7 protein-coding genes and 1 tRNA gene are annotated in these 12037 nt (G+C 62.7%); 4 read left to right on the top strand and 4 right to left on the bottom strand.

Annotated elements, in window-relative coordinates; translation table 11 throughout:
• Positions 1-12: 12 nt before the first annotated feature.
• From JW929_10125 to JW929_10115, 3 genes are all read right to left on the bottom strand, one after another.
• Positions 13-85, bottom strand: a tRNA-Phe gene (locus JW929_10125).
• A 161-nt stretch (positions 86-246) separates the two neighbouring features.
• Positions 247-1770, bottom strand: coding sequence for a DUF1846 domain-containing protein (locus tag JW929_10120; protein ID MBN1439754.1), 1524 nt, complete (start codon positions 1768-1770; stop codon positions 247-249).
• Between the two features lie 77 nt (positions 1771-1847).
• Positions 1848-2411, bottom strand: a complete 564-nt coding sequence (locus tag JW929_10115; protein ID MBN1439753.1) for a response regulator — start codon at positions 2409-2411, stop codon at positions 1848-1850.
• Positions 2412-2563: 152 nt separating this feature from the next.
• Between JW929_10115 and JW929_10110 the strand changes: the two genes are divergently transcribed.
• From JW929_10110 to JW929_10100, 3 genes are all read left to right on the top strand, one after another.
• Positions 2564-5008 (top strand): glycosyl transferase, encoded by a 2445-nt coding sequence (locus JW929_10110; protein ID MBN1439752.1) that lies wholly within the window; start codon positions 2564-2566, stop codon positions 5006-5008.
• A gap of 262 nt (positions 5009-5270) precedes the next feature.
• Positions 5271-7259 (top strand): acetate--CoA ligase, encoded by a 1989-nt coding sequence (gene acs, locus JW929_10105; protein MBN1439751.1) that lies wholly within the window; start codon positions 5271-5273, stop codon positions 7257-7259.
• A 228-nt stretch (positions 7260-7487) separates the two neighbouring features.
• On the top strand, positions 7488-8870 hold the full coding sequence (locus JW929_10100) for an OFA family MFS transporter (protein ID MBN1439750.1): 1383 nt from the start codon (positions 7488-7490) through the stop codon (positions 8868-8870).
• A 91-nt stretch (positions 8871-8961) separates the two neighbouring features.
• Here the strand turns inward: JW929_10100 and JW929_10095 are convergent, their stop codons facing one another.
• Complete coding sequence (locus tag JW929_10095) at positions 8962-10107, bottom strand: acetoin utilization protein AcuC (protein ID MBN1439749.1); 1146 nt, start codon at positions 10105-10107, stop codon at positions 8962-8964.
• A gap of 347 nt (positions 10108-10454) precedes the next feature.
• Between JW929_10095 and JW929_10090 the strand changes: the two genes are divergently transcribed.
• A complete protein-coding gene (locus JW929_10090) occupies positions 10455-11891 on the top strand; it encodes an extracellular solute-binding protein (GenBank protein ID MBN1439748.1) in 1437 nt (478 codons plus the stop codon).
• The last annotated feature ends 146 nt before the right edge of the window (positions 11892-12037 follow it).

Here is a 12037-nt window from a genome sequence, read left to right as displayed (position 1 = left end):
CTTCCGCGGAGGTGCCGAGACCCAGGATCGAACTGGGGACACCGCGATTTTCAGTCGCGTGCTCTACCAACTGAGCTATCTCGGCGGTTGTTTATTGGGCTGTTTATGAAGCGCGGGAATTCTACCCGCGGGGGGTGGGAATGTCAAGCAAAAGGGGCTTGAATTCGGCGCCCAACGGGATGCCGGCGCCGTCGAGAACCCCGCCCCGGCCGGAATCCCGGCCTTTCCGTCAAATCCGCGCGGCGCCTAGTCGGATAAATTCTTGCTGGCGAAGTTCGGCTCGCTGGTCAGGTTGACGCCCAGCCGCCGCAGGCCGGCTTCGTCGCCCGAGGTCGGCAGGTGGGTCAGGTGCATCTCGCAGCAGCGCAATTTCTTGAGCTGCGCCACCGCCTCCTGCGCCATCGGGTTGGTGGTCGCGCTGATCGCCAGGGCGGTCAGGGTCTCGTCTAGCGAGAGGCTGACGTTCTTGGCCGCGAAGGTTTCCCGCTTGAAGGTCCCCACGGCGTCGATCACGTTCGGCGCCAGGAGGTGCATCCGGTCCGGGATGCCCGCCAGCGATTTGATCGCGTTCAACACGGTGGCGGAAGCGGCGTGCATCAGGACCGAGTTCTTCCCGGTGACGATCCCGCCGTCCGGCAATTCAAGGGCCGCGCCGACGTAGATGCCCTCGTTGCCTTTGCCCGTCAGGCCGGCCTGCTTGGCGGCGGTCCGCGCTGGAAGGACCGTCGGGCGGTCCTCCGGGCGGATGCCCAATTCCTCGAGCAGCAGCTCCTCCCTCCGGACCGTATCATGGTCGCAGAACCCCAAGGCGTATTCGCAGGCGCAGCGGAAATAGCGCCGGATGACTTCCTGCTTGGCCGCCGCCTGGACCAGCGCGTCGTCGGTGATCCCGAAGCCGGCCTTGTTCACGCCCATGTCGGTCGGCGAGCAGTAGACGGATTTCTCGCCGGTGATCTTCTCCAGAATCCGCTTGACCACCGGGAAGAGTTCCACGTCGCGGTTGTAGTTGACGGCGATTTCCCCGTAAGCCTCGAGGTGGTGCGGATCGATCAGGTTGAAATCCCTGATGTCGGCGGTGGCCGCTTCGTAGGCGACGTTGACCGGATGCTTGAGCGGCAGGTTCCAGATCGGGAAAGTTTCGAATTTGGCGTAACCGGCCTTCACCCCGCGGCGGTAATCGTGGTAAAGCTGTGAAAGGCAGGTGGAGAGCTTGCCGCTGTTGGGGCCGGGGCCGGTCACCACCACCAGCGGCTTGGCCGTCTCCACGTAGGCGTTCTGGCCGTAGCCGGCGTCGCTGACGATGTGCCCGACGTCGGTGGGGTATCCGGGGATGACGTTGTGGGTAAAGACCCGGATGCCGCGGCGCTCGAGCTTCTTGCGGAAGATGCTCGCCGCCGGCTGATCCTCGAAGCGGGTGATCACCACAGCCGCCACCGACACACCGCGGTCGTGGAGATCATCGATCAACTTGACCGCGTCCGCGTCGTAGGTGATTCCGAAATCCGCGCGGACCTTCTTGCGCTCGATATCGCCGGCGAAGATGCACAGGATGATGTCGGCTTGGTCCTTGAGGTTGTGCAACAGGCGCATCTTGACGCACGGATCGAAGCCGGGCAGGACCCGCGAGGCGTGCATGTCGAACAGCAGTTTTCCGCCGAATTCGAGGTAAAGCTTGTTGCCGGATGTTCTTACGCGTTCGAGGATGGCTTCGGTTTGCAGAGCGAGGTACTTCTCGTTGTCGAATCCGATTTTGCGGGGAGCAGTGAGCATACGCCATTATAACGCACCCGCCCGCCGGGAGCGCGGGCGGGCAAGGCGCGGGCCGCACGGATCTTGGTTGGCCGCCTTTATCGCGATGGACCGCAGCGGCGGGGGGAACAACCGGCCGGGACGGGGCGGCCGTCGAGCTTGGCCCGGACCCGCGCCAGCAGGTCGTTTTTCTGGAAGGGCTTGGTGAGGTAATCGTCGGCTCCCAACCCCAAACCCTCGGCGGCGTCGTTGATCGTCGTCTTCGCCGTCAGCAGGATCACGGGCAGGGTTTGCGTGGCGGGGTTGGACCGGACCCGCTTCAACAGCGCGAATCCGTCGAGGTCGGGCATCATCACGTCCGATAAGAGCAGATCCGGAACGGAATCCGACAGCGCCTGGAGAGCCTGCCTGCCGTCGGCGGCCGAAGCAACCTCGTATCCCGCCCGCGCCAGAATCAACTGCAGCAACCGGCGCGTATCAGGATCGTCGTCGACGATGAGGATCCAAACTTTTCTCGGGGGATCGTTCCGGGCGGGATCCGCGGACAATTCCGTTTCTCCGTGCAGGAAGACGTGCGCCGTTTCGGGATCGGCGGCGGATCCGCCGTGAAGCGGTTGCCGCCGGACAAACCGAGTATAAGAAGGATCCCGGAAAAGCGGCATAAAAAGCGTGGGAATTCCCATGAGTGCATGGGAATTCCCATGGACTAATGGAATCGGTGAAACGGTTGTCCGGAACCGGAAATCCTCCTGCGGCGGTATATAATACGCCCCGCCGCCCTCGCCCGCGGAAACCGCCTTGAGGAGAAATGTGCATGCGCTACGGCAGGTTCGACGATCAACACAAGGAGTACGTCATCACCCGGCCGGACACTCCCCTGCCGTGGATCAATTACCTCGGTTGTGAAGCCTATTTCGGGATCATCTCCAACACCGCCGGCGGGTATTCCTTTTACAAGGACGCGCGTCTGCGGCGGATCACGCGCTACCGCTACAACAACGTTCCGTTCGACATGGGAGGGCGCTACATTTACCTACGGGATTCCTCCAGCAGAGCCTTCTGGTCGCCCTCCTGGATGCCCACCCGGCATAAAGCGGAAAAATTCACCTGCCGGCACGGCTTGGGCTACACCGTCATCGGCTCCACCTTCCAGGGCATCCAAGCCGTGACCCGCTATTTCGTGCCGCTCGGGGAAAACCTGGAGATCTGGCAGTGCACCGTAACCAACCGGCGGAAGCGGAGCGCGCGGCTTTCGGTGTTTTCCTCGGTGGAATTCTGCCTGTGGGACGCTTGGGACGATCAGACCAACCTCCAGCGCAATCTGAACACCGGCCAGGTCGAAATCGAGGACGGGGTGATTTACCACAAGACGGAGTACCGCGAACGGCGCGATCATTTCGCCTACTTCGCCTGTTCCGAGAAGCTCACCGGTTACGACACCCGGCGCGAATCGTTCCTCGGCGCCTATCGCGGATGGGATTCCCCCGCCGTCGTGGAGCGCGGAAAATCGCAAAATTCGATCGCCCATGGATGGTCGCCGATCGGGTCGCACCACGTCCAACTCCGGCTGCGCCCCGGCGAATCCAAACAGATACTTTTCCTCCTCGGGTACCATGAAAATCCGAAAGGCGCCAAATTCCTTCCGCCGGATTCGCAGACGGTCAACAAGGAGGCGGTCCGGCCGCTGATCGCGAAATACCGGGACGGGGCGAATGCGGAGGCGGCGTTCCGCGCCCTGCAGTCGTATTGGAAGGAAAACCTGTCGGCCATCCAGGTGGAAACGCCGGACCTGCACACCGACCGCATGGTGAACATCTGGAACGCCTACCAATGCATGGCCACGTTCAACATTTCGCGTTCGGCCTCCTTTTACGAGACCGGGGTCGGGCGCGGACTGGGATTCCGGGATTCGAACCAGGACCTGCTTGGGTTCGTGCAAATGGTTCCGGAGCGGGCCCGCGAGCGGATCCTCGACCTGGCGGCCACGCAGCTTCGCAGCGGCGGCGCGTACCACCAATACCAGCCGTTGACCAAGCGCGGCAACAACGACATCGGGACCGACTTTAACGACGACCCGTTGTGGCTGGTTTTGGGGTTGGCGGCCTACCTCAAGGAAACGGGCGACGAATCGATTCTGGATGAAAAGGTTCCGTTTGAAAACGAACCCGGAACAGAGCAGCCGTTGTACGAACACCTGCGGCGGTCGGTCCAGTACACGCTGGACCGGCTTGGGCCGCACCGCCTGCCGCTGATCGGCCGCGCGGATTGGAACGACTGCCTGAACCTCAACTGCTTCTCGGAGACGCCGGGGCAATCCTTTCAGACTACGACCAACCGCGAGGGGCGGACGGCCGAGTCGGTGTTCATCGGCGGGCTGTTCGTTCTGGCGGCGTCCGAGATGGCGGAACTGGCGGCGCTGAGGGGCCGCCGGGGCGACGTGCGGCGCTACCGCTGGGAGGCCGAGCGGATGAAGGCGGCCGTCGTCCGGAACGGGTGGGACGGCGAGTGGTTCCTCCGCGCTTACGACGGGTTCGGGCGCAAGGTGGGATCCAAAGATTGCCAGGAAGGGCAGATCTTCATCGAAAGCCAGGGCATGTGCGTGATGGCCGGGCTCGGCCTGCGGGACGGGATGGCGACCAAAGCCCTGGAAGCGGTGTATGCCCGGCTGGCCACGGAGCACGGCATCGTCCTCCTCCAGCCTGCGTTCTCCCGCTACTATCTCGAATACGGCGAGATCTCCTCCTACCCGCCCGGATACAAGGAGAACGCGGGGATCTTCTGCCACAACAACCCCTGGATCATGATCGCGGAGACCATGGTCGGAAACGGCGACCGGGCGTTCGAGTATTACCGCCGGATCAACCCGTCGGTGCGCGAGGAGATCTCCGAAATCCACCGCTGCGAGCCGTACGTGTATCCGCAGATGATCGCCGGGAAGGATGCGCCGACCCACGGTGAGGCGAAGAACTCCTGGCTGACCGGGACCGCGGCCTGGAACTTCTACGCGGTCACGCAGTACCTCTTGGGCATCCGCCCGACTCTGCACGGCCTGCGGATCGCCCCCGTGATCCCTTCGCGCTGGCCGGGTTTCAAGGCCGTGCGCAAGTACCGCGGGACGACCTACCGGATCACCGTCAAGCGCAGCGGGAAGGGGAATTTCGTTTCGCTTGCGGTGGACGGGGAGGCCGTGCCGGGCGACCTGGTTCCGATGCCGCCGCCGGGGACGGACGAGGTGACCGTCGAGGCGGCCATTTTTTAACCCCACCCGGCTCAAGATTTCCGGGTTGTGATTTTTTTTTCAACCGCTTCCTGTATTCCCTACGCTAGGATTGCAGGGCGGGATTGACACTCCCCATCGCCGCGGCTAGAATACCCGAGTTGCCTCCACCCCTGACGGCGGGGCACCTCCCTGCCGATTAACACTTTCACCCATCCCAATGCCAACGGCAAATTGCGAGGATGGAGTGCGCATGCAGCCCTCCGATGGCTTTTTGCCGCAGGCACACCGCGAGGAGATCCCTATGGCACAAGAAGCACAAAGCAAGTCCATCAGTTCCCTGATGACCGAAACGCGGAAGTTCCCTCCGCCCGCTTCGGTTACGAAAACCGCGTACGTGAAATCCCTCGAGGAATACCAAAAATTGTGGGAACAATCGATCAACGACCCGGACGCATTTTGGCTGAAGCAGGCCGAATTGCTGACGTGGTTCAAGAAGCCCGCCAAAAGCCTGGAGTATGTCTGGAATTCCAAGAACCGTGAGGTCCGCCATACTTGGTTCGCCGACGGCGAATTGAACGTCTCCTACAACTGCTTGGACCGGCACCTGGGCACGCCGACCGCCAAGAAGACAGCGATCATCTTCCAGGGCGACGAAGACTCCAACGTCCGAAAGATCACGTACGAAGAACTCCACAAGGAAGTGTGCAAGTTCGCCAATGTCCTCAAATCGAAGGGGATCAAGAAAGGCGACCGCGTCTCGATCTACCTGCCGATGGTTCCGGAGCTGGCCGTCGCCATGCTGGCCTGCACCCGGATCGGGGCGATCCACAACGTGGTCTTCGGCGGCTTTTCGGCCGACGCCATCAGCGACCGGGTGAATGATTCGGAATGCAAAGCGATCGTCACCTCCAACGTCTCGCTGCGCGGCGGGAAGCACATCAAACTTAAGGACATCGCCGACGAGGCCATGAAGAAGACCCCGAGCATCGAGGCGTGCATTGTCGTCAAGGTCTCCGACGACCCCTGCAACATGCAGCCTGGGCGGGATTCGTGGTGGCACGAGGAGATGGCCAAGGCTCCCGAGGTGTGCGAACCGGAAAAAATGAACGCCGAGGATCTGCTGTTCATCCTCTACACCTCGGGATCCACCGGCAAGCCCAAGGGCGTGGTCCATACCACGGCCGGGTACCTGCTGCACGTAGCCCTCTCCCACAAGTGGGTGTTCGACATCCATGAGGACGATATCTACTGGTGCACGGCCGACATCGGCTGGGTCACCGGCCACAGCTACATCGTCTACGGACCGCTGGCCAACGGCGCGACCACGATCATCTTCGAGGGCATTCCGACCTACCCGGACCCCGGGCGGTTCTGGCAGGTGGTCGACAAATTCGGCGTCACCGTCTTTTACACCGCGCCGACCGCGATCCGTTCGCTGATGCGGGCCGGGGAGGAATGGCCGGCCAAGTACAAGCTCGATTCGCTGAGGGTGCTCGGCAGCGTCGGCGAACCGATCAACCCGGAAGCCTGGATTTGGTACTACGAAAAGATAGGCCGCAGCCGCTGCCCGATCGTCGACACCTATTGGCAGACGGAAAACGGAGGATTCCTGATCACTCCCCTGCCGGGGGCGATGACCCTCAAGCCGGGCAGCGCCAGCCGTCCGTGGTTCGGGGTGGATCCGGTGGTGCTGCGCGACGACGGGTCGCAGTGCGACGCCAACGAAGGCGGCAAGCTGTGCATCCGCAAGCCCTGGCCGGGGATGATGCGCACCACCTGGGGCGACCACGACCGGTTTATCGACACCTACTTCATCATGTACGAAAATATGTACTTCACCGGCGACGGCTGCCGGGTGGATGAGGACGGGGACTACTGGTTGATGGGCCGGATCGACGACGTGGTCAACGTTTCCGGCCACCGGATCGGCACCGCCGAGGTCGAGAGCGCGCTGGTGGCCCACCCGAAGGTGGCCGAAGCCGCGGTCTGCCCGATGCCGCACGACATCAAGGGTCAGGCGCTGTACGCCTTCGTCACCCTCAAGGAAGGCATTCACGAGAGCGACGACTTGAAGAAGGAATTGGTCAAACACGTCCGCAAGGAGATCGGGCCGATCGCCACGCCGGATGTGATCCAGTTCGCCGAAGGCCTGCCAAAAACCCGGTCCGGCAAGATCATGCGCCGCATCCTGCGCAAGATCGCCGAAAATCAAACCGACAACCTCGGGGACATCACCACCCTGGCCGATCCCAGCGTGGTCGAGAAGCTGGTCAAGGGGCGGGGCGGATAAAGCCCGGACCATTCGGTCGGCCAACGGCCGGACGCATCGGAAACAGCGTCCGGCCGTTTTTGATGTCCGATCCTCATCCGGTTTTCGGCCGCCTTATCCCGCGGTGCTCCCGCTTGCCCCGCTTCCCCCGCTTTACGCAGGCGGGTGCGCGGGCGGGCGCTGGGAAAATGACAGGATGAGGGAGAAAACAGGACGGAGCAAACGAACGCTTTCTTTTCGGAGGAGATGATGGCGACACAAAAATCCATGAACCGTTGGTGGGTGGTTGGGGGCGCGCTGGTGATCCAGGTCAGCCTTGGCGCGGTGTACATCTGGAGCGTGTTCGAAACCCCGCTTAAGGCCTTCTTCCCATCCTGGACTGAGACCCAGGTGACTCTCCCGGCCCAGATCGTATTGGCGGCGTTTGCCGCGGCGGTCATCCTCGCCGGCCGGATCCAGGATCGCCGGGGGCCGCGGATCGTGGCCACCTGCGGCGGAGTCATCCTCGGTGCGGGATTGATCCTAGCCAGGTTCTCGGAGCAATTTGCACCGGGAACGGCGTTGGCATGGTTGATCCTCACCTTCTCGGTCCTGGGCGGCGTGGGGATCGGAGCGGCGTACGTCTGCCCGATCGCCACCTGCGTCAAGTGGTTTCCCGATAAACGCGGCCTGATCACCGGACTGGCGGTCGCGGGATTCGGGGCGGGCGCTTTCTTCTTTGCACCGCTGGCCAAGGCCATGATTTCCGGCGGCTCCTACCAGCTGTTGGGCGCCTCGCTCTTTACGCTCCCCAAGCTGGGGGTGTTCAACACCTTCCTGGCTCTGGGTGTGATTTTCCTGGTCTGCGTCGTTTCCGGCGCCCAGCTCCTGCGCAATCCGCCGGCCGGTTACGTTCCCGCGGGCTGGGTTCCGCCGCAGGCCTCGCCGGGCAAGGCCGCGTCGGCCGCGGATTTCACGCCCACCCAGATGCTCCGGACCCCGTCCTTCTGGCTGTTGTGGATCACCTATTTCGTCGGTTGCGCGGCTGGGTTGCAGGTGATCATGAAGGCTTCGCCGATCTGGCAGTCCTTTTCGATCGCCGGTCTCACACCGCCGATCCCCGAGGCGGATTTCGGGCAGATCGCCGCGCTGGCGGCGATGGCGGTTTCGATCCTGGCGATTTTCAATTCCACCGGCCGGATCGTGTGGGGAATCGTCTCCGACAAGATCGGGCGCAAAACCGCCCTGATCATCATGTTCGTCCTGTGCGGCGCGACCATGCTGGCGCTGGATTTCTTCCGCGATTACCCGATGTACCTGCTGGGCATCTCCGTCGTCGGGCTGTGCTTCGGCGGCTACCTGGCGCTTTATCCGGCCATGACGGCGGATTTCTTTGGAACAAAGAACATCGGCGCGAATTACGGGTGGATGTTCACCGCCTACGGCGCGGGGGGAATCGCCGGGCCGTACCTGGCCGCGGCGCTGATGCGGGTCGTCGACAAGGTTCCCTATCAGGCGAAGGACGCCGCCGGGGAGCTCGTGGAAAAGACCTTTACCGTCGGGGATTACCGGACTGCGTTCGTCATCGCCGGGATCGCCTGCCTGATTGCGGCGGCGGCGATGACGCGGATCACACCGGCGGCATCGAAATAGGCGTCGGGGCAGCACAGAAAAGGGCGAGGCCGCGGCCTCGCCCTTTCGATTCGCGCCCGGATCGTCCTCCGGCGCAAGGCGGCGTTGCTCCCTATGGTTTGAGCCCGTGGATCGGGAACACCAGGGATTTTACCTTGCGCACGGTGTACCCCAGCGATTCGGTGACGGCTTCCTTCTGCCGATCCGGGATCACCAATTCCCTGTCCCGCAATCCGCCCGACCAATCCGTGCTTGAGAGCATTACGCCGCCCATCCCGGCGTTGCTGGCGTAGCCGGCGTCTTCCTGCCCCGAAAGGACGCTCCAAGCCAGGGCCCAGGCGCGGACGGTGTTTTCGACGTTGTACCCCCCGCCGCCGGTCATCAGGATGGGTTTGCCGGCGGCCGTCAGCCGGTGCAGGACTTCCACGTAGGCGTTGTTGGTCAATTGCAGATGGGCCAGGGGGTCCTGGGCCAGGCCGTCTGCGCCGAGTTCCATGACCAACACGTCCGGGCCGAAGGCCTCCATCAGGGGCAGGACGACCTCGTCGAATGCGGAAAGGTAGGCTTCGTCGTAGGTGCCAACCGGCAGCGGCACGTTGACGCAGTATCCCTCGCCCGGCCCCGATCCGATCTCGTCCTCGAACCCGGTTCCCGGGAAGAGGATCCGCGGATTCTCGTGGAAGGAAATCGTCATCACGTCCGCCCGATCCTGGAACGCGAAGGCGACCCCGTCGCCGTTGTGCACGTCGATGTCGACGTACAGCACGCGCTTGCCGGCCTCGGCGAGCGCCAGGCAGCCGAGGACGGAATCGTTGACGTAACAGAAGCCGGCCGCCCGTTCCGGGAAGGCGTGATGGAAGCCGCCGTGCGGATTGAAGGCCGCGTCGACGGTTCCTTCGAGGATCCGGGCCGCACCGGCAAGAGTGGCGCCGGCGGCGAGGACCGAGTGCTCGTACATCCCCGCAAACACCGGGCAATCGCCGGTGCCGATGCCCATCCGCAGGAAATCATAATTCCAATCGCCGTCCGAGGCGCGGCGCAGCGCGTCGAGATAGCGGGCGGTGTGGTAGGTCTCCATAACGGTGCGCTCCGCCGGCGGCGGATCGAACTCGATCTGATCCCCACCGGAGAGCCACCCCATGCTTTTTATCAGCTCGCGTGTTTTCGGGGCGCGGGAGGTCGTAAACGGATGATCGGGAGGGAAGGGATATTTTTCCAGGGCGGGGCTGTAGAGGAAGACCGATTTCCGCGTGTTCATGGCGGGATTATAGTTGCTGGGAGGCCCGGCCACAAGAGCAGGTCCGCAGAGAATGCCGGCGCAAGCGGCCGGCCGGGGAAGGGATCTTTCGAAGAGGGGCCGATGGTTTTCATTAATCATTGATGAACCGCCGTCGGCGGCGGCTTTTTTCCGCGGTTGACGCGATATAATTAGGCGGTTCAGGCCTATTTTCAGCCATTTCCGTGAATCGGACGGCCCCGCGGAGGTGAACCTTCTCCGCGATAATCCCGGGTACGCGCTTGGCACGCCTTGTCAGATACCGAGCGCCGGTAAAAACGCGTCCGGATTGTTTGCAGATTTGTAGGGAATGGGAAAGGAGCTCGTCGATGCGAAGGTTTTTTTCGATCTTGGTCATGCTAACCGCTGGGTCGGCGCTCGCTTCCTGCAGCACGCCGACGGCGACCCCTGCCGGCGCGACGGCGACCAAGCCGCAGACGGCCGAAAGCGTGGACATCCGCTGGTTTGTCGGCCTGGGGCTGGAGGCCGGTCCGGAACAGCGCGCAGCCCTGCAATCGGCGGCGGACGAGTTCAACCGGACCGTCGGTCAAGAGAAAAACATCCGGCTCTTGCTGGAGGTGGTGTACCAGGGATTAGCCCAAGACACCCTTGCCGCGCGGATCGACACCGGCGACGGGCCGGATATCGTCGGCCCTTCCGGCTTGGCGGCGGCCGGAGCGTTCCATGATCAATGGCTGAACCTTAATCCGATCATCATGACAACCGGGTTCGACACTTCGGTGTTTACCCGCGCCATGCTGGAATATTACACAAGCGACGACGCCTTGACGGCCCTGCCCTTCGCCGTCAATCCCTCTGTGGTTTTCTACAACGTCTCGCTGTTCAACCGGAGCGGTTACTCGTACCCGCCCGACAGCTACCACAAAGCCTACTTCATGCCGGACGGGACCGAAACGGCGTGGACCTGGGACACGCTGGCGGCCTTGGCGCGGTTGATGACGGTCGACGGCTCCGGGCGCAACACGGCCGACCCCGACTTTAGCCCGAAGGACATCCGCCAATACGGCTTTACCTGGGAAGAATCCAACCATCCGAATTACTGGGGTTCCTACTGGTCGGGCGGAACGATGTGGGATCAGGACAGCAAAACGGCCATGACCCCGGAAGCCTGGGCCGACGCCTGGCAATGGACCTACGACGCGATCTGGAGCGATCCGCCCTTCCTGGCGGAGTCTTCGGTGGAGAACAGCCCGGCCTTCGGAAGCGGCAAGCCCTTTTCCGCCGGCAAAGCCGCCATGACCGTCCAGCCGTTCAACCGGGTTCCCGAGCCGGCCGGATCCTGGGGTTGGGACATCGGCGTGCTCCCCTCCTACAAGGATGGAATCAGCGGCCGGGTCGAAGAATCCGCATTCCGGATTTTAAAGAGCAGTCCCCATCCGCAGGAGGCTTTTACGGTCCTGCAATACTTGACCACCACCGCCGTGGCCAGCCTGCTTGTCGGCGACAAAGAATCGCCCGCGGCTTTTTCTGCGGTGCCTGCGTTGATTTCCGCCCAGGAGGATTGGAAAGCCGCCCGCGAGGCCGTGATGCCGTGGGTATACAACCTGGACGCCGTCCTGGAAGGAATCAATTATCCGGATACGCCTTCCGTCGAAGGGTATGCGCCGAACTACCGCGAAGCCTGGCTGCGGGGAGCGGAATTCGCCCAGCGGCTGCGCACCGCTCCCGGCTTGGATCTGGCGATCGAAATCAAAGCGTATGAGGACGCCCTGACGGCGATATTCACCAAACCGGACAACTCCTAGCTGGAGAAGGGCGGGTCAGCAATCAGCCCCGCCCTTTTTTTATTACCTTTCAAAACCACTGCCTATGGCAGTGAGTGCCCTGAAAAGGTTCTACCGTGAGGGTAATAAATCTTCCGCTCAACCTCGATGGACAAAGAACAGTCGGG

This window comes from Anaerolineales bacterium, from assembly GCA_016928575.1.
GTDB lineage: Bacteria > Chloroflexota > Anaerolineae > Anaerolineales > RBG-16-64-43 > JAFGKK01.
The sequence above is the reverse complement of the archived record's forward strand: the minus strand, read 5'-3'. Positions and strand labels throughout refer to the sequence as shown.